Consider the following 18,885-nt stretch of genomic DNA (forward strand, 5'->3'; position numbering starts at 1 on the left):
CCCAACCGATTGACTTCCGGTAAAACACAGGCCACTTCAAGACCAATGCGGTGGCAAATTCAAGACCCACTTCCTCCCGCGCATGAAAATGAGAGCAATCATTCCATGAAAACCGATATCAAGCTGGTTGACTATCTGGCGGTGCGCCGATCCATTCCTGCTTTTCAAATGATGGAACCCGGCCCGGACAAGGCCGAAATCGAAGATATCCTGCGGCTCGCTTCGCGCGTCCCGGATCACGGCAAGCTGGCCCCCTGGCGCTTCATCGTATACCGCGGCGAGGAGCGGGCGCGGATCGGCGAAGAGTTGTTGAAGCTGGCATTGGAAGTCAAGCCGGACTTGTCCGAAGAGATGATCCAGGTCGAGCGCACGCGTTTCACCCGCGCGCCGGTTGTCATTGGTGTCGTCAGCAAGGCGGGACCGCATTTCAAGATCCCCGAATGGGAACAGTTGATGTCAGTCGGTGCTCTTTGCCTCAACCTGCTGATCTCGGCAAATGCGCATGGCTGGGTGTCGAACTGGCTGACCGAATGGTTCGCCTATGACGAGCGTGCTTATCCGTTGCTGGGCGTTCAACCAGGCGAAAAGGTCGCCGGTTTCATCCATATCGGCTCTTCCGACTTCCCGTCGACAGAGCGCCCACGCCCGGAACTGACGGAGACCGTGACCTGGGTCGGCGGGAAGGACACGTGATGTTCTACACGACAGACACCAATCAGCATGGTTTGGCCCATGATCCCTTCAAGGCCATCGTCGCGCCACGTCCGATCGGCTGGATCGGCAGCAAGGGCCGCGACGGCTCGCTCAACCTGTCCCCCTATTCCTTCTTCAATGCAGTCAGCGACCGGCCGAAGCTGGTGATGTTCTCTTCTGCCGGCAGAAAGGACAGCGTCCGCAATGTCGAAGAAACCGGTGTCTTCACCGCCAATTTCGTCAGCCGCAATCTCATCGAGAAGATGAATCATTCATCGATCGCCGTGCCCTACGGCATCGACGAGTTCTCGCTGGCCGGACTGACCGCCGAACCCGGTAGACTGGTCGACGCGCCCTATGTAGCCGAAGCTTTTGCCGTACTCGAATGCCGGGTGACAGAGGTCATGCAGCCCAAGGGCCTCAACGGTGAGCCATCGGAAAATATCATGGTCTTCGGCCAGGTCGTCGGCATCCATATCGATGAAGCGATCATTCGGGATGGCCGGCTCGACATGGCGCTCGCGCGGCCCGTCGCGCGCATGGGCTACATGGACTACAGCGAAGGCAGCGACGTCTTCGAACTGCTGCGGCCGAAAGCGCCATGATATCGACGCCGTCTCGTTCGCGCATTAGTGGTTAATAAACAAGGTAAACGGCCCGTAAACCTTTCGTCGTTAACGTATCCGATGTGAGTTTGCGGGTCGGGAATCGTCCCGCCGATATCGGGGCGTTACGTGATCATAGAAGCATTTCTTCGTTGGGCCGAGACCGCCAAGGCAGAGAGCAGGGCGAGGGCGGCCAATGCCCTTGGCCGCGCCTATCTGCAATCGGAAATGCCGCGAGAAGAGCGTGCCGCCGCCGAGATGGCGATGACTTATATGCTTGACGACCCGTCGCCGCGCGTGCGCCTGGCGCTTGCCGAAGCCGTGGCGCGCTCTTCGAATACGCCGCGTAACGTCATACTGCCACTGGCGGAGGATCAGCCAGAGATTGCGGGGCAGGTTATTCTTTTTTCGCCTGTGTTCACCGACGCCGATCTTGTCGATCTTGTACTACGTGGCAGCGACGTGACGCGCGTCCTGATCGCATCGCGCGGACGAGTGTCCCGATCGGTTTCCGCGGCGCTTGCCGAAATCGGCGGTGAGACCGAAATCCTTTGCCTGCTGGAAAACGACGGCGCCTCGTTGTCGCGCACCTCGCTGAAACGGATTGCCGAGCGCCTCGGCGATCACGCTGATATCCGCGGTCTGCTTCTCAACCGCGATGCTTTGCCTTCGGATGTCCGGCACCTGTTGATGCGGCATGTCAGCGAAGCATTGGCAGGCTCAAGTCTGATCCAGGCCACGATTGGTACAGGCAGGTTGCAACACATAAGTCGCGAGGCCAGCGAGGCAGCCACGGTTTCCATAGCCGGGACAGTACAGCACGAGGACATTGCTGATCTAGTCGAGCACCTACGGCAATCCGGCTGGTTGACGCCGGCTTTTCTCATGCATGCGCTTTGTTCCGGCAAGGTGGACTTCTTCGCCGGTGCAATCACCAACCTGTCTGCCTGCGATGAGCGGCGCGTCCGCTCCATCCTTTCCACCGGCCGCGTCTATGCCGTCCGTGCACTGTACGAGTCCGCCGGCCTGTCGCGCGACATCAGCATCGTCTTTGTCGAGGCGACATTGATCTGGCGTGAGGCATCCCGCACCAATGGTGGCACCATGCTGGAAAATGTTTCGGCCCGGCTCATGCGCAAATTCCGTCTTGCCGAACAGTCGCCTGCCGCTGCAATACAATTGCTCGATATGGTGGAGAAGCTCGCCAACGCCGAGCGACGGCAGACGGCGCGGACATTCGCGGCACTGGCGGCTCTTGCGGCGGCGTGATATCGATCCGCTATTGTAGCTTTTTGGGATTTGCCTTGCCGCTGACGATTACCGTTGAATCACCGCGCCAGGATGGTGTTATCCGTCTCCTCGACATGTCGAGTGCCTATGCACAATCGCTTTATCCGCCGGAGAGCAACCACTTGCTCGATCTCAAGTCACTGGAGAGACCTGAAGTAACCTTCTGGGTCGCGCGGCTTGATGGCGATATTGTCGGCTGCTGCGCGCTGGTCGAGGCAGACGATGGCACCGCAGAGATCAAGCGCATGTTTGTCGACCCGCTTGCCAGGGGACGCAACGTCGCACGGATGCTGATGGAAGCACTGGAAAATAAGGCGACGGAAAGAAAGCTGACGGCGCTGCGGCTCGAAACCGGCATATACCAGCCAGAGGCAATCGGCCTCTATCGCAAGTTCGGTTATACCGAGATTGGACCGTTCGGCAGCTACGAGCCTGATCCGCTCAGCCTGTTCATGGAAAAGACGCTTTAGAAGCCGGGTCAGCCGTCCGAACCATCCCTGATACGCAGTTGCAGTTCCGGCTCTTGGGCGTGCTGTTCCTCGGTCAATTCCGCCTCGCGGATCCATTCACGCCAGATGGCGACGATGATGGCCATGAGCACCGGGCCGATGAACAGGCCGAGGAATCCCATGGTCTTGACGCCGCCGACGAGGCCGAAAAAGGTCGGCAGGAAGGGCAGCTTGATCGGGCCGCCAACGAGTTTCGGCCGCAGCGTCTTATCGACGATGAAGAGTTCGACCGTGCCCCAGACGAACAGCCCAACGCCGGCCCAATGCGAGCCGCTGGCGAGCAGATAGATGGAGACGAGCGACATGGAGAGCGGCGCACCGCCAGGCACCAGCGCCATGACCCCGGTCAGGACGCCGAGGGTGACTGCCGATGGCGCGCCCGCGATCCAATAGGCGACGCCAAGCACGACGCCTTCGCCGATGGCGATCAGCGTCATGCCCATGACCGTGGAGCTGATCGTCGCCGGGACTACGCGGGAAATGCGCTCCCAGCGGTTCGGCAGGATACGTTCACCCAAAAGATCGACCTGACGGACGAATTTGGCCCCATCACGGTATATGAAGAACAGGGCGATCAGCATGAACAGCAAGGTCAATACAACATGGAAGGCGCCACCGCCGGCGGCAAGCACCGCCCGGTAGATATTGCCGATGTGAGCGCCGCTGACCAGCTGTGCCAATTCGCCGATGGAACCGGGGCTGCCGACATATTGCGTCCACTGATCGCCAAGCCAGGAGCCGATTATCGGCAGCGCCAGAATCCACTGCGGCGGCGGGGCACCATCTCGGTTGACATGCACAGCCCAGGCAAACCATACGCGCACTTCGCCGACCATATAGATGGCCGAAAGCACGATTGGCAGCACCAGGAAGGTGACAATGAAGGCAATGGCGATGGTGGCCGCAAGCGTCGTATTCCCGTTGGTGCGGCGTACGAGATCGCTATAAAGCGGCCAGGTGGCAAAACCGATCACCGCCGCGGCCAGCACGGGAATGAGAAAACCGTAGAAGAAATAGATGCCGGCAGCGGCAATCAGGATCAGCAGCCAACGTGCCGCCGAAATCGACGGAATAAGAGCCATGCGCGGATGCGCGGTCGGCCCCAGCCACCGCGGCTCCCTCGGCTTATGACGTTCGAATACACCCACCGGACTTGCTTCACTCTTTTTATTAGATCAACCGGTTATGGGCTATGATCTGGGCTGTTTCAAGGGCCACCACCTGAAAGCCTATATAATCCGTTGCCGTGACAGCCAGACGACTACCGATGCGAGAGTAGACGCCCGGTTATTGCGGCCGATGGATCACCTTGAAGGCAAAGAACTGCGTCTTCTGCGTCGGGTTGAAATTGTTGTCGGCAACGAAGATCAGCACATCCGTGCCATCCTTCGCCTTGCCGAAGGAGACACCCTCGATATTGTCGGGTGCAAGGCCGAGCGCGCGCAGATCCATCACCTGGGTCTTGCGCACGGGCACGATGCGCTGGTCGGTCTTGGCCAAGGATGGAATGTTCGAAATATCGGTCGCGCCCTCGAGATCGAACATGTTGATGACGACGGAATTGCCGACATCCTGCGCATAGCCGCGTTCGATCGACAGCACGTGCCGGTCGTCCAGCGCCAGGATTTCCGACATGCCGAAATCACTCCAGCCGCCGGGTTTGGCGGCCGCCTGCGGGATCGGAGAGACCGGATAGACATATTGCGCTTTCTGCTCGCCCGTGGCCGCGTCGTAGCGGATCAGGCGGGCAAGCGCGCCATTGGTCAGCGTCGTCATCGGGCCGTCCTGATAGAGCGCGGATTCCATGCCGACGAGAAGGTCGCCACCCGAGAGGAAGGTCAAGTCCTCAAAAGCAAGGTTGTCGCGGATGCCCGTGCTCTTGTCCGCGGTCGGCGCAAAGCCAGCCGGCAGCGGCAGTTCGCGCACGAAGCTGCCGTCGCGATTGGCGACCCGCACGAAAGGCGGCAACAGCGCTTTGCCGTCGCCTTCGCTGCTCCAGTAGATGCCATCCTTGCCGATGCGGATCGACTCGGAATCAACCGTACGAATAGCGAAAGGCTGGCCGTTCTTATCCTTCAGCGTCACGTGATCGAGAACCGTCACGCCCTTGAGGCCGGCGGCGCTGACATCGATATCGAGATCGTAAAAGCGCGCCGGCGCTTTTTCGGAGCGGTCGTCGCTGATGGAGATGTAGTGGCCGGTCGAAGGATCGAAGTCGATGCCCGAGAGCCCGCCGACTTCAACGCCGTTTTCCATGAAGCCCGTCGGAATGTCGTATTCACCAAGATAGGAGAGGCTGACGCCAGCCTTGCAGTCGCCGAAGGGGCAGGGAACGTCGATCACGCTACCGATATCCGTGGCGCGGGCGGCGACGGAGCCGAGAAGGAAAACAGCGGCGGCGGTCATCAAAGAGGGCTTCAACATGGCGATATCGTCAGATCCGGATTCACGAGTTGGCGGGTGCGCAGAGATGCCGCATCTATGCATCCCCCCGTGACGCTTTCGTTACGGATATCAGCCAATTCAACAAAATTATCGCGATGTCGCTTTTTGCCGCAGCAAAGGACTACCGCTGTCATGAGAAAACTATCAACGTACTGGCCATCGTGCCTGTAACCCATTGATATCCAGGGTCGTAGATACGAAAACGCACCGAGATTTGGCCAATTAAGCCCCCAAAAATGGCCAACGAAATCGGGCAAAAGAAAAGCCGGGTCAAAATACCCGGCTCGAAATTCAGAGGAAGTTTTGGGCGGATAGCACTTAGCGGCGGTAGAAGGGCATTTCCGGAATTATGTGGCAAATGCCACCACACTGATCCATTGAAGGTGGGCCATCGCGGAAACCATCGACGGTTCGAGCTTGGGCAGCATCAGCTCCAAAGAGGAGTTGGATTGTGTTTCGGCAAAGACTTAGAAGCGTTGGTCGCAGTCGCCAGCAAATACCGCTCGAAAACGAGATGCCGGGACAGATATGGAAGAACGCCTTCCCGGCATCTCGTTTTAAACACATATGTCAGCGCCCTGAGTTCGGAGCACCTATTTTTTTTCACTAGCCGTGAACGCTGGCGGCAAGCCAGCGTCGTCGAGTCTCCTTTTCATTGTCCATTGACGAACGCGATGCTTCCCAGCAGCCGATTTCTCGACGATCTGCGGCTCGATTTCCCTCTGAGGGTGCCCTTGTGAGGAGCTTCCCCGAATGAAGGCCTCGATCCGCCCATCCTCAATGAGCGCGTGCGTTCCGCCCCCGGATACCCGCGACATCTGCACGAGTTCGTGAACTCCCACGCAGCCGCGATGTTCGCGCGAGCAGAGGCCGCATTTCGTTCGGATCGACTCGGAGTGCTGAAATGGAACTGACCCGAAAATCGGTTCCACATTTAGGTAAGTAGCTGGGCCACTGAGCGGCCTTTTCTTTTGGGGCGCCGCCAACCCGCGGACGATCAAACTCGCGAAGTTTGCCGGGGCGGCCCCAGACCTAAAGCGAACTCGGCGGGCGCCGCTCTAAAGCATGTCGTATTTACCGCCACTTCGGTCGATGTTCTACGTTGTATCTTAGTTCAGCGGCCGTCGCGAACGGCCCAAAGAGTTGAAGAAGGCGCACTTCGTTGTCGCTGCTTAGCTGGTTCCGCTCGCAGAAATCCTTGACGGCCCAAACACTGGCCGAGACGTCGCGAGTTACCTCTTGTGGCTGGATGCGCTGCATTCAATTCCTCCCGTTGAACGCGGCGAACATACACAAGGCTATTTTAGAAGCAATTAAAATAAGACATGTCGAATGGAAAATGTCCGGTAACGGACATTCTCATTACCTCGCGTGCGCCTAGGCCGCTAAGTCTCAGAGCCTCATCAATCTCATTGTCCAATTCATCTCAGGCATCCTCCTGCGCGAACATCGGTCTTCCGGACTAAAAGGAAAAGTCGATCCTTTCCATTGACCAAGGATGCTTGCTCTTCGATGGGCAACTGAAAGACGCTAACGAGATTGCCCGCGACTTCACGGCTTTGATCGACCAGGTCCCATTTCTTTTCCTCGTTCAAAGTATAGAGGCAATCGCGGTTTGCGTTTGCCACCATAGGGCCTCCTGGAAATTCCTTGGGCGGGTTCTCGCACGAACGAGACGACGTCCGCGTCCGCCCGCAAATTGTCGGTGCCGCGCAGCCACTGGGAATGACAAGTCCGTCTAAGTCGTTTGCACAGATGTCCTTTGCGACGGGGCGGTCACCAGCGGTCGGCCGGCATGACGCCGATTGCGCGTCATCGTCGAAGGCGAAGTGCTTCAACGACGAGCGAGAAGGCAGGTGATGGGTGCAGTCGGTTCGGATAGTAGAGATGATAGCCGCCAAACGGCGGTGGTCGGGAAAGGGCATCGCCAACGCGGATCCAAAGGCTTATGTCCGATATGATCAAATGCTGGCCCTCCCAGCGGCCCTCATCTCACATGTGCGTTACTTTACTCTGTTCTCGATGCTGCGGCGGGCTGCATATGCAACATCAACGGTTTTTCGGTCATACATCGGTTACCTGCTGGGAAAAGCGAACGAGATCCTCGCCGCTCACGGGATCGATGTCCACATCGAACGTCCGCGTGATTGCTGCGACAGTCGCTGCGAAGCCCTGAACACCGACGATCTCCACGAGCTCAGCCTCAGAGAAATGCCGCTTTGCTTCGGCGAGCGCAGCGTCGTTCGGGTAGGAACGGTCAATCAGACTGGCCACAAAGCGCACAAGCGCTTTTTGACGATCGGTGAAGACCTCGTCATCAAATCGACCGTCGCGAAGGGCGTCGCGATGCGCCTCTGAAACCCCGAGGATCTCGGATATCCCCTCATGCTGTGCCACGACATACGCGGCGTCGAGCATATAGCCCGCCTGGAGGATGACGAGCTCACGGTCCCGCGCATCCAGCGAGAGCACGCTCATCTGCGCGCCGGCGAGGCGAACGAACACTTGCGCCCAGTCAGGCGAGTGAAAAAGAACCCGAAGGAGATTGGCCGTTTGAGAAGATCCGAGACGCTTTTGATAGATGTTGTCAGAGACATAGCTGATAGAAGCCATTATAGGTATTCCTCGCTCGATTTTATTTTAAAGTGCTAATTGACTGATTCTGCTCGGGGGAAATGTCAGAGCGGTGTGAGATCTCTGACCAGATGTCGATGATTTCTCGGGCCAGAGCATTGATGTTGTCGGTCCGGATCGCAAAGCTTCCGCTTGGTACGATCGCTCGGTTGCTCTCTCGTTTCATCTGCGCTTGAAAAGGTTTCAAACGCAATTCGCGTTCGGAGGGTTGTGATTGATGGTCAGCCGCGTCCCCCCGAGCATCCGCTCCTATCGTCCTTGAGGTCATGGCCCGGAGGCCCGGACCCCTCCTGGGATCTTCGATAATGGCTATCAATGGTCGCATCCAACGAGAGGGCGAGGTCGTCCATCTCGTTGCCCAGCAGCTATTCGATCTTTCCGCAGATCTGTGCGGGCTTGCCGACCGCGACCAGTCCTTTGCGCTGCCCTTCAGCCGTGCCGACCACTTCACCCATGGAGGTGGCCCCGATCCGAGGGGAACCCAAAGCGCGCCATGAAGCCAAAGGACATCTATATTCCGGATCTTCACATCGACACGCTGAAGGTGAAGAGCCGGAATTTTCACTAAGTCATGGCCGCAGTTGGGCGAGAGGCGGTCGACTTCTGGTATAACACTTCTCAATTGCAAGGCGTCGAAATCAGCACAAACGAGGTCAAAGCCATGCACAAGTTCACACGCTGGAGCGAACTCAAAACTGGATAAAACTTGAGGCAAGGTCATGGCGCTTGCGTGCTGAATGGGAAGACGAGGGCGCATGTAGATGGTCAGTCGGCGATCTTGGTGCCGAGCTCCGTCTGCCAGGATCCGGTTGGGTGGATCCCTTATCTATTTGACAATTTCGCGGACTTAGATGGCAACTGCCACCAATGCTGGATTCCGATCGACGCCTGCCAGTTACCCTGGTATCATCTGCACCATGTTCAGGATCATCCGAATACGAACACGCTGAGCCTCCGATCGCCGATATCGGCGACGCCTTTCGCGTTGCGCATCTTCCGGGGAACCGAACATGTCTTCCGCCATTCCGTTGCAGTTGTCCGTCTTTTCCGCTCAGGAAGCAGTCCGGAGGTTGGAAATATCACAGCAGCCGGATCTTTTCTCTGTCCCCCTTCGGCTCCGCCACGCTTGAAGACCTCCGTAGCCTAGATGAAGAGACCGCCTACCGGGTCTTCTGTCTAATCCGCTGGCCCGACACCGAAGGACGTCCGATCTGCGTCCGCTGCACGCACACGAACTGCTGGGAAATCCGGCGCCGGTGCTTCAAGTGCCGGGCTTGCCGCCGGGAGTTCACAGTCACGACGGGAACGGTCTTTGCATTCCGCAAGTTGACATTCCAGGACATTCTGGTGGCAATGTGGTTCTCGGCGAATTCGGCCAAAGGCAAAAACGCACTTCAGCTTTCCCGCGAACTCGGCTGCCAATACAAGACGGCTTGGGCGCTGATGAAGAAGATGCCGTAGGATGAACCCTACAGGCGCCATGTAAACACGGAGGTCGCCGCAATGGACAAACGTGTCTTCAGGTATGTCCGGCTGGCCGGAGCTGTGTCGAAGGAGAGCTTCGCCGAAGACTTAGGTCGCATGCTGGCCGATTTCGCAGGTGGCAGTCTAGGCGTTCGGCAGGCGAGGGACGGTTTTGCCGCCGTCCTCCGACTCGCCCGCGAAGGCAGACCGCAGATCATAGGCAGCGCCGAAGATGGTGTGATTGTCATCTCCGTCAGGGATCTGGCTGAGTTGCTGGAGGTCGCGAGAGAACCGACGCTCGGCGAGACCCTCGTGAGCGCGGGATTCAAGCCATACCGTAGTCGTATCAATGTTGAGGAACGCCGAAACAACGAGCGATTGAAGCGTCGAGAGTAGGTAGTACGATCTGAGGAGGATCGATGTCGCTCGTGCAGATGCGCGTTTGAAGTCATGTTGGCACGGGCGTCCTGTTTTCCTATGGATCGTCTCGCCGGTCTTCTGGTTGCGCCGCTGGTCTACGGCTGCATGGCGGGAGACCGTCAGGTTGTCGTTGATGTAGGGGCGGCGTAACGACTCATCACGAAGTACCGATTGGCTGACAGATGGCACGCTTGGATCTCCTTATCTGCCGACTCTGTTGGCGAATACCGAGCTCACGTGATCAGAAATCTTCTCATGTCTCTGATCGGCCGCAGCGCAGGCGTCACAACAGTACCGAAACCGTCGAGGCGCACTTTCCTTGCTGAAGGCCCAGTTGAGGATCCTTATGCCAAGGCTCTGGCGCGAGGCCACCTTCGGCCCTTCGAAGTATTCCACGATCCCCTTCCGGAAGCAGGCCTTCGAATCGAGCAGCTTGGTCAGATCCTCGATCTGCGAGAACCGCTGCCTCAGCATGGAGCGCGCCGCGAATTCGTCTAGGCGGGAGCTATTGGCCGTCTTTTCTGCCATGAAGCGTAAGAGACCGACATCCCGTCCAGTGCCGCGCGCCCCCTCTGTGAACGCCACCGCGACCGATTGTTTCCCATCACGTCCGGCCCGGCCGAACTCCTGCAGGTAATCTTCGACAGAAGCGGGCTGCTGCCAGTGGACCACCAGACGGACATCGGGAACATCCAGTCCCATTCCGAAAGCATTCGTGCAGATGATGTGGTTCACGACCGGACGGCCTTCGGCGCGGCGACTGGGTGAAGATCAAATGCATCCAGAGCGACAGCTTTTTCATCGTCGGATACGAGCCGTCGACGGCAGCTCTGGGAGGCATAGGCCGGCTGCTGCTGGCTGCGCGCAAGGGCAACGACCTCGTCTATGTCGGCGGCGTAGGGACCGGGTTTAAGCTGCGCGAGACGATAAAGCTGCGCAAGGATCTCGACACCCTCAAGACGGCAAAATCTCCAGTCGCGGCCAAGCGCAAGGGCGCCAATTGGGTCCAGCCGACGCTTATTGCCGAGATCGAATATCGCGCATGGACCGATGACGGAAAGCTGCGGCATGCCTCTTACAAGGGTTTGCGTGAGGGACAGGACAACGCCGACGTCTATATGATTTCAGATCGATGAAGCGAACAGTCGGTCCTATTCCTGTACGCAGCCACCTAGTTAAATGTGGAACCGTCGAAGCTTGAAGATCTGTATCGTCGATGACTGCTTTCGGGCCATTGCGGTCATCAAGAAGGTGGCCAAGACCCGACTGGAACCAACCAGACTAACCTGTGCCATGGCAGAGAAGCAGGAATTTGGATCGTGAAGTCTCGCGACGGATCACGGACCAGTTTTAGCTTTCGCATAACACTTTGGGAGCGCAGATTGTCACCACTCGTGTATGAGACGATCTCGTATAGCCCAACATCATGGATTGCATGAGAAAGGGCTGCTTTGGCACTCTCGAACGCGTAGCCATTTCCCCACGCCCCTCGAAGAAAACGCCATCCTACTTCATAATGCGGACCCAGCGGATGTTCTGGGGCCATCCGTGGCATTACCCCAGAGTATCCTACGAAATTGCCATTCAGGTCTTCGACAGCCCATCGCGCTAAACCATGTTTGGTCTGTGCGGCTAGGTAGCGATCAAACTTGGCGTCGCTCTCAATATTATCAATCGGCCCGCCAAGGTCCGCCATGACTTCTGGGTCGACGTGCATCTGCGCAAACGGCGACCTGTGGCGGTCGGCCAAGTGGTGCAATATCAGGCGCGTAGTCTCAATCATTTCGGCTCTCTGGTTCGTCCATCGCACCTTCCTCAAGATCATCACACCGTTGCGACGGTGGCAATGACCACTCAGGGCGCGAAGCCGTTATTGCTTCGCCGGAGATAACCGCGGGATGTTCACGCCCATCACGAACTCCCGATGGCAAACAGTTGGAACTATGTGGAAACATTCATGGCTAACCGGCGCGGTATTCCATTGAAACAGTTATCTTTTTTGACGCCCTCCGGGCCTACCAATCCGTCCATAGACGTCCCATACTGTCAAGTTCGGCGACACGGTGGGCATCCCCAATGAACTAATGGGAAGCTGATCAGCTAGTGCTTAATCTCCGCGCGGTAACGGACGAACTCGCTGCGGCGCTTTCAATGTTATGCGACCGCCGTAAATTCACGGGAAGGGACCAAGGCCATTCTCGAACTGGCGCAGCCTGTAAGGGTTTGGCACGGCTGTTGGTCATCTGCTCTTGCCACGGTAGGCATTAAAACCCGTGGTTTACCTTTGCTGCATATAACTTGCGTAGCAGTGGATAATAAGCCGGAAGCTATATAGCGCGGGTGATGCAGACCTCATAGCTTGTGTCGGCATCCAAACATCTTTGATGTCCTAGGCACCGAAAGGCCGCGCACATGGAATACCGCGAAAACAAAGTTGAGTTTAAGTTTGGTGGCGGATACCGCTTGGTTAGCGGCGTTTTTGAAATAGAAGATTTTTCTATTTCAGAAGGCGAAGATCCTAAAAATAAAAATAAGATTGGCGGGCGTTTAGAATGCAATAGCGACGGGATATTCAATTTCTCCGTCGGTCGGCACGGATCTGCTAAGGTTGCGAAGTGGTTCAATGAAAAAGTTGCTGCAGGGAAGACAACGTTCAATCATACAGCCGGCGAGCTGAACTTTGCTTTTCTTGGCAAGCTCACATTGATAATCAAGAAAAACGAGACGGAGCTAACTTGCACATTTTACAACGTCGCTCTTGCCCAAGGCCACACCGGAACCGACAGGAATAATTGGTGGTTCGGTGGATTGCACTGCCTGAATATGGCAACGAACAAGGTGAGTTGCATTGGTATTCTCGCTGGCCACGAGCAAGACAATGTCGTTGATTTTACGTGTCACAGAGGAGGGAATGCGGTCAACGAGATAACAATTGAATCGGTGAAAACCTTTAGGGTAGCTGGCACCAACTGGATGAAGCACCTGAGAACGCCGGTTACGATCAATAATCTTGTCTTGCCGGGTAGCCACGACGCCGGCATGTCGGAGACGCATCACGCCAATCCAGCCGGATTGGGTGACACCTTGTCAAAGACCCAGGAACTGTCGATCGGTTTGCAGTTGGAATGTGGCTCTCGCTACTTCGACATCCGTGTGGATTACGATCACGATGAACTGGTAACATGCCACCGCACAAATGCGATGGGAGCAAACGGCCAGACGTTCAAAAGTGTCCTCGACCAGACAAAGAGCTTTCTAGAGGCATATCCCTCTGAGTTTGCCATTCTAAAGTTCTCGCATATTCGCCAGTATGGCGACCATCATGCGAGTGACACGGAAGCCAAAATCGACGCGATGCTCAATGACTATCAGAGCTTCCTCTTCACATCAGTGGACGCGGCAGTTGACCTTGGGTTTGTAGATATTGATCGCGTCAGGGGGAAGATGATCATTGTCTGCGATTATGACCTCTTCATCAATCCTTCCAAGGGACGGTTCCGTTATAGCGACAGTGGCGCTGGCGTACAAAGTCCGAACCTTACCGTTTTTGATAAATACTCGTCGACCAATAGTTATGAGACGATGAGAAACGACCAATTTGATAAATGGAATGATAATGCAGGGCTGGGCAGGCAGACGTTGTTTCTCCTTTCCTGGACGCTGACGCCGACGATATTAATCGACCCCAGCGTTTGGGAGGTTGCAAAGACTGCGAACGAGAAGCTTCCGTCGGCGCTGTACAATAGGATCATCGATCAGCGTAAGCCCAAACCGAACATCGTTTACATCGACTACATGAATGAAGATTTGGCACTCGAAATTATCAAGTATAACCAATTCAAGAGTGCGTAAGCGGTAAACAGATCAAGAATATTATTATCAGAGAAAGGGTCGCTTCGGCGACCCTTTTTTATGCCAAGGAAACCTCAACACGACCCAAGTTACCGAACCGCGGTGGCTCGCCCCCGCACGCAAATACATCGGCCTTGACGAGGTCGTGAGGTAGGGATCGAGCGCGCCTAGAAAGTATGGCACTCGTCTTTTCGAGGTGAGCGTCCGGCTAGCGGATTTTGCTGATCAGGCAAATCGGGCGATGTTCTGGCATTAGAACCAGCATTAGTGCTGACATCAATACCAGATCGAAGAGGTTGCATGGCTCGAATGGAGATCATTTCTGGCGTTGAGCGTAGGCGGCGCTGGTCGGACGAGGCGAAGCTGGGGATATTGTCGGAAGCCGAAAAAGATTACCCGGTAGACAGACTTGAAGACCTGCTGCCGTGGAATATGCCGCCAGCCGCCTCGATGCTGCAAGAGGCCGAATGGTGGCTCGTTCGATGCACATCTACACAATCAAAAACGTCGCTGTTATGATCGGCAAAAACCTCGAACTGCTCAGAATGCAACATCGACTACGGCGAAATGGTGTACGTCCACGATGAGACCGAGGACGGTACAACCGGCTTCACTGATCGGGGCATCGAATGTCACGCGCCTTACTAGGGATCCTCACATGGACAAGGCGACGACCATCATTGGAATAGACTGCAGCCCACGCGCGTCCAGTAACTCAGGGCGGATGCTCGGCGAGGTTCTTCGCTCGCTCGAGAGAGATCGGCGGGTGAAGGTCGTAGAACAGGTGCGTCTGGCCGATGAGCGTATCGACTGTCTCGGGTGCGAGCAGTGTTATCAAACGTTTGGATACCACGGCGACGGGATCGATCGTGTTCTGTCACTCATGAAAGAGTCGGACGTGATTCTGATGGCTACTCCCACCTGCTTCGGAATGCCGCCGGCCCTGGGCGTCGTCTTGCTCGACAGATCGGATCCCCTGTGGCGCGACGGACAACAGCTCAAAGGAAAACTCGGAGCGGTCATCGTCAACGGCGCCACCGATCCCGCGGACGATCCGAGTGTGCGCCAATGCGCGGACAACATGATCAACGTTTTCGAACAGCACGAGATGCCCTGCGTCCAGCCGGTCCATCTGGGGGGAACGCTCGCGTATCCCGAGCAACGGTTTCCGGACCCGCTCCCCGCTGGGACGACAGGCGTTCTCGAGCGATTGGCTGACGAGATCCGGCAGTGGGTCGGGAGCAGGTGATACCGGCACATCTCTTGCCTCCTCGCGTGGTGATGGTCTCCCCCTGAAAAGTGGTCCTCCCTGATGTATGGCTTTCGAGCCGATGGAGGACTTAAGAATACCGAGAAAGAGACACAACGCGGAAGAGATCGTCACGAAGCTTCGGCAGGTTGATGTGCTGAGTGGGCAGGGCAAATCGGTCGCCGAGGCGGTGCAGTCGATAGGTGTGACGGAAGTAACGTACTACCGTTGGCGGTCGGAATACGGCGGCCTGAAGGGCGACCAGGTCAAGCGGCTGAAGGAGCTCGAGACCGAGAACTCGCGTCTTCGGCGTGCCGTCTCCGACCTGACGCTGGACAAGATGATCCTGGCGGAAGCTGCGCGGGGAAACTTCTAAGCCCCGCACGCCGCCGCGCCTGCGTTGATCGTGTTGTGGCTGAACTTAGCGTTTCCGAACGACGGGCGTGCCGGGTTCTGGGTCAACATCGATCGACGTAGCGCAAGGTTCCGACGACACCGGACGATGAAGCAGCGTTGACCGCAGAAATCCGCGCGCTTGCCCTCCAATACGGCCGCTACGGCTATCGTCGAGGAGCTGCTGGCTGATTTCAGAACGTGGAGCGGAGGAATCCGAAAGTTTTTGGCCGATGAAATAAGCGACCCTGAAAGGATCGAGCGCATAATGGCAGATGAGCCGGAGCGTTAATCGCTAACTCCAACCCCACGCCTCGACCTTAGCTGAAAATGCGTTCACCGGACGCTCACAGTCGATCAATCTGTCGTCCACAATGGTGTCCGGCTGTTCTCCAAGGAAGAGGCGATCATCAACAGTGCAAAGAATAGCTGGGCCGCGACACCGACAGACATGATTGTCGTCATGGGCTCGATACGCGGTTCTGCATCGCTTCTTCGCGTCCTCCTTGCCGGAGCAAGAAGCACCATAGCTGGAAGGATAGCCGGTGCCTTACGCCATCTTGGAAGGAGCCGCGATGCCGATAACATCCTGTCATCGATGAGCGCAGCGGGATATGCCGTAGATGAAGAAGACCCATTCGATGACACCGGTCACACTCTACTTGATGAGCGAAGAGCAGCGGCACCTGCGGCCATGGATCGCCGGGGAGTCCGGATGCAAGGGATCGTGCGCGGCCGCCGCAGCCAAGGGACATCTTCGTTCCGGATATTCACGTCCATACCTTGAAGGTGAAGAGCCGCAACTTCCAATGATCTGGTCCGCAATCACCCTTTGCGGACAAGCGCGGAGAAAGCCTGTCTCTCAAATACGGTCGGGCTTGCTCCGCCTCAGCCGCGATCCCATCTCACTGGCTATCTCCGCGGCGGCCTCGTCGGGGATAGCAAAAACCGAACTGACGTTGATCTCGCAGAGCACGTAGGTATCGTTGCCGGAAGCGTCAGGTGGTCCGTAAAGGAAGTCGGCATCCCAGATGATCGGCAACGACCTCGCATCAATGCCAAGTGTCGACATCATTTCCGGCGTCCACTCCTCTTCCATCCTTGTTCTCAAGGTTTGGAACGGTTCCGCGGATGCGGGATGCATGATCCTCGGACCGGGCTCCGACAATTCTGTGCAACCTGCCGACGGCGTTACCAGCGCCTTGATCAACTGGTGGCCAAAGCCCACCACTCTTTCTCCGGACATGTAGCAGCGGATCATTCCATCAAGTAGACGGAATTGGTATGGCTGATCCACGATACAACCATTTTCCGCGAAATAGCTCTCGCAACGGGCGATGAAGTCAGCCAGGTCTAACATTTCAGGGACGCTGCCTCGGCGTGCTTCCAGCACCTGGACGAAGGTTGGACCGCCTGGCGGTGTTTCCGCGAGTTCGACCTTCCATATACCTTGGCCAGCGTTGCCCCGGTTCCGCTTCAACACGCGCGGCCCTTCGGCTCGAAGCCTCGGTAGGAACGCCTCGCGGAACTCTGCAGCAGTGCGATAGAGATGGGTGTCGACGCCCCAGCCGATATGCCTGGTCTCGTAGAGCACCTCCTTGACACCCATCTTGAGGATCACGTCCGGATGCGCGCTCACAAGACGGCCTGCTTTCGCCACCTTTCGCAGAAGGGGATCGAGAACCGCCCGCGTCTTTCCGTTATCCAGCGGATTCACCCAGACAAGCACGGCGTCGACGTCAAGGAGCTGATCGAGAACTTCGTCTGCGAACTCCTCGTCGAATACGGCTGGCTCCGGATTAAGCCCCGCCACCGCAAGTTCTTCGAAGATTCGGTGAAAGCGGTTGTTTTGCGGCGTCGCGGCACGCCGAGCCTCGCGGTCGCCGCGCCAGACGATCGCTATCCGTGGAGATGAGCTGATCATTGATAAACTCCAAAAGTCAGACCATACGCCATCCCGACAAGCGCGCTTGCTGCCAGCACAGTCAAAAGGCCAATTTTGAAACGGAAGACAGCAACGACCGCGCAGACCGTCAAAACGAGGGACGGGATGTTGACCGACGACAACACCGGCACGTCGAGCGTCATGCCGAAGCCGCTCACTTTCCGGACCTCGGAGAACAGGACGTGCAGGGCGAACCATACGGCGAGATTGAGGATGATGCCCACTACTGCGGCAGTGATCGCCGCGAGCGCCGCCGAAAGTGCCTTGTTGCGGCGCAGTGTCTCCATGAATGGTGCGCCAAGCAGGATCCACAGGAAGCAGGGGACGAAGGTGACCCAGGTCGTCAACAGTCCGCCCAGGGTACCGGCAAGCAATGGAGGCAGTCCGCCGGGTGCGCGGTAGGCACCCATGAATCCGACGAACTGCGTCACCATGATCAGAGGGCCGGGCGTCGTTTCCGCGAGGCCCAAGCCGTCTAACATCTCGCCGGGCTTCAACCATCGATAGTGCTTGACCGCCTCTTGAGCGACATACGACAACACTGCATACGCGCCGCCGAAGGTCACCATCGCCATCTTCGAGAAGAATATGGCGATGTCCGAGAAGACGTTGTGCTGCCCGAGGAAGGCGAACAGCAGAATGATCGGGCCGAACCAGGCGATCGCGCCGACGACCCCGACCTTTAGCAGCCAGGCCGCGTTCGGACGCGCGTGGGCGGGCACGCCCTCGCCGAGAAGGCTGTCGGCGTCGGCGACCTGCCTGCCGCCGATCTTCCCATGGCCACTCCCTGTCGAGAACGCCGCCCATTCCGCTTTGCCGCCGATAAAGCCGATCAGGCCCGCGACGACGACGACCAATGGGAACGGGGCCTGGAAGAACGCCAGGGCGATAAAGGCGGCCGCCGCCAGCGCGATCATGACGTTATTTTTCAGCGATCGGCTGCCGATCCGCAGGACTGCGCCGAGAACAATGGCGAGAACCGCTGACTTCAGGCCAAAGAACAATGCTTGGACTGCCCCGACATTGCCGAAGATCGCGTAGATCCAGCTCAGTACCATGATCGCGACGGCGCCCGGCAGCACGAACAGCGTTCCTGCGACAAGCCCACCCTTGGTCTTGTGCAGCAACCAGCCGATATAGATTGCGAGCTGCTGGGCTTCGGGACCGGGAAGCAGCGTACAATAGTTCAGAGCGTGCAGGAAACGTTCCTCGCCGATCCAACGCTTCTCCTCGACGACGATCCTGTGCATGACCGCGATCTGGCCGGCGGGTCCGCCGAAGCTCAGTGCTGCTACTCTGGCCCACACCTTGACCGCTTCGGAGAATGGCAACGCGTGATTGTCCGCTCCGGGGGACCCGGCATTTTCATCCACGATGGTTGCCATG

15 protein-coding genes and 5 pseudogenes are annotated in these 18,885 nt (G+C 57.3%); 12 read left to right on the forward strand and 8 right to left on the reverse strand.

Going from position 1 to position 18,885, the window contains the following annotated elements; all coding sequences use genetic code 11:
* Window positions 1-105: 105 nt before the first annotated feature.
* The 4 genes from FHT86_RS06600 to FHT86_RS06615 all read left to right on the forward strand — a co-directional run bounded on the left by FHT86_RS06600 (window position 106) and on the right by FHT86_RS06615 (window position 3,058).
* The gene (locus FHT86_RS06600; protein ID WP_133706073.1) at window positions 106-693 is read left to right on the forward strand and encodes a nitroreductase; all 588 of its coding nucleotides are present in this window, start codon (window positions 106-108) and stop codon (window positions 691-693) included.
* Entirely contained in the window at window positions 693-1,298 is a 606-nt protein-coding gene (locus FHT86_RS06605) for a flavin reductase family protein (RefSeq protein ID WP_133706074.1), read from the forward strand. Before FHT86_RS06600 ends, FHT86_RS06605 begins: the two co-directional genes overlap by 1 nt.
* Window positions 1,299-1,412: 114 nt before the next feature.
* Window positions 1,413-2,567 (forward strand): DUF2336 domain-containing protein, encoded by a 1,155-nt coding sequence (locus tag FHT86_RS06610; protein ID WP_133706075.1) that lies wholly within the window; start codon window positions 1,413-1,415, stop codon window positions 2,565-2,567.
* 95 nt (window positions 2,568-2,662) lie between these two features.
* Complete coding sequence (locus FHT86_RS06615) at window positions 2,663-3,058, forward strand: GNAT family N-acetyltransferase (RefSeq protein ID WP_133707095.1); 396 nt, start codon at window positions 2,663-2,665, stop codon at window positions 3,056-3,058.
* 8 nt (window positions 3,059-3,066) lie between these two features.
* Here FHT86_RS06615 and FHT86_RS06620 read toward each other — a convergent pair whose 3' ends face one another.
* The 4 genes and pseudogenes from FHT86_RS06620 to FHT86_RS06635 form a co-directional block, all read right to left on the reverse strand.
* On the reverse strand, window positions 3,067-4,245 hold the full coding sequence (locus FHT86_RS06620; protein WP_133706076.1) for an AI-2E family transporter: 1,179 nt from the start codon (window positions 4,243-4,245) through the stop codon (window positions 3,067-3,069).
* 139 nt (window positions 4,246-4,384) lie between these two features.
* Window positions 4,385-5,521, reverse strand: a complete 1,137-nt coding sequence (locus FHT86_RS06625) for an esterase-like activity of phytase family protein (RefSeq protein WP_133706077.1) — start codon at window positions 5,519-5,521, stop codon at window positions 4,385-4,387.
* A 1,833-nt stretch (window positions 5,522-7,354) separates the two neighbouring features.
* Window positions 7,355-7,450 (reverse strand): annotated as a pseudogene (locus FHT86_RS06630) (LysR family transcriptional regulator); the annotation flags it as partial.
* Between the two features lie 156 nt (window positions 7,451-7,606).
* Window positions 7,607-8,155: a carboxymuconolactone decarboxylase family protein gene (locus FHT86_RS06635; RefSeq protein WP_133706079.1), complete on the reverse strand. Its 549-nt coding sequence runs from the start codon at window positions 8,153-8,155 to the stop codon at window positions 7,607-7,609.
* A 305-nt stretch (window positions 8,156-8,460) separates the two neighbouring features.
* On the opposite strand from FHT86_RS06635, the pseudogene FHT86_RS06640 reads away from it, so the two are divergent.
* The 3 genes and pseudogenes from FHT86_RS06640 to FHT86_RS06650 form a co-directional block, all read left to right on the forward strand.
* Window positions 8,461-8,744: pseudogene (locus FHT86_RS06640) on the forward strand (hypothetical protein); the annotation flags it as partial.
* 299 nt (window positions 8,745-9,043) lie between these two features.
* Window positions 9,044-9,448 (forward strand): annotated as a pseudogene (locus FHT86_RS38815) (hypothetical protein); the annotation flags it as partial.
* Window positions 9,449-9,679: 231 nt separating this feature from the next.
* Window positions 9,680-10,036, forward strand: a complete 357-nt coding sequence (locus FHT86_RS06650; RefSeq protein ID WP_133706081.1) for a hypothetical protein — start codon at window positions 9,680-9,682, stop codon at window positions 10,034-10,036.
* A 225-nt stretch (window positions 10,037-10,261) separates the two neighbouring features.
* Here the strand turns inward: FHT86_RS06650 and FHT86_RS06655 are convergent, their stop codons facing one another.
* The gene (locus FHT86_RS06655) at window positions 10,262-10,795 is read right to left on the reverse strand and encodes a helicase-related protein (protein WP_312862263.1); all 534 of its coding nucleotides are present in this window, start codon (window positions 10,793-10,795) and stop codon (window positions 10,262-10,264) included.
* Between the two features lie 14 nt (window positions 10,796-10,809).
* Here FHT86_RS06655 and FHT86_RS06660 point away from each other — a divergent pair.
* Window positions 10,810-11,196: pseudogene (locus tag FHT86_RS06660) on the forward strand (ATP-dependent DNA ligase); the annotation flags it as partial.
* 107 nt (window positions 11,197-11,303) lie between these two features.
* Here the strand turns inward: FHT86_RS06660 and FHT86_RS38820 are convergent.
* Window positions 11,304-11,885: a GNAT family N-acetyltransferase gene (locus FHT86_RS38820; RefSeq protein ID WP_133706083.1), complete on the reverse strand. Its 582-nt coding sequence runs from the start codon at window positions 11,883-11,885 to the stop codon at window positions 11,304-11,306.
* A 587-nt stretch (window positions 11,886-12,472) separates the two neighbouring features.
* Between FHT86_RS38820 and FHT86_RS06670 the strand changes: the two genes are divergently transcribed.
* From FHT86_RS06670 to FHT86_RS06685, 4 genes and pseudogenes are all read left to right on the forward strand, one after another.
* Window positions 12,473-13,912, forward strand: coding sequence for a hypothetical protein (locus tag FHT86_RS06670; protein ID WP_133706084.1), 1,440 nt, complete (start codon window positions 12,473-12,475; stop codon window positions 13,910-13,912).
* A 309-nt stretch (window positions 13,913-14,221) separates the two neighbouring features.
* Window positions 14,222-14,431, forward strand: a complete 210-nt coding sequence (locus FHT86_RS06675) for a hypothetical protein (RefSeq protein ID WP_166656763.1) — start codon at window positions 14,222-14,224, stop codon at window positions 14,429-14,431.
* Window positions 14,432-14,570: 139 nt separating this feature from the next.
* Window positions 14,571-15,161: a flavodoxin family protein gene (locus FHT86_RS06680; RefSeq protein WP_133706085.1), complete on the forward strand. Its 591-nt coding sequence runs from the start codon at window positions 14,571-14,573 to the stop codon at window positions 15,159-15,161.
* 97 nt (window positions 15,162-15,258) lie between these two features.
* Window positions 15,259-15,731 (forward strand): annotated as a pseudogene (locus tag FHT86_RS06685) (transposase); the annotation flags it as partial.
* Window positions 15,732-16,416: 685 nt separating this feature from the next.
* Here FHT86_RS06685 and FHT86_RS06690 read toward each other — a convergent pair.
* Together FHT86_RS06690 and chrA are read right to left on the reverse strand one after the other, a co-directional pair.
* Window positions 16,417-17,478, reverse strand: coding sequence for a Cj0069 family protein (locus tag FHT86_RS06690; protein ID WP_133706086.1), 1,062 nt, complete (start codon window positions 17,476-17,478; stop codon window positions 16,417-16,419).
* A complete protein-coding gene (gene chrA / locus FHT86_RS06695; RefSeq protein WP_133706087.1) occupies window positions 17,475-18,884 on the reverse strand; it encodes a chromate efflux transporter in 1,410 nt (469 codons plus the stop codon). The genes FHT86_RS06690 and chrA overlap by 4 nt, the downstream gene beginning before the upstream one ends.
* Between the last annotated feature and the right edge of the window lies 1 nt (window position 18,885).

Source organism: Rhizobium sp. BK313 (assembly GCF_014193655.1).
Taxonomy (GTDB): domain Bacteria; phylum Pseudomonadota; class Alphaproteobacteria; order Rhizobiales; family Rhizobiaceae; genus Rhizobium.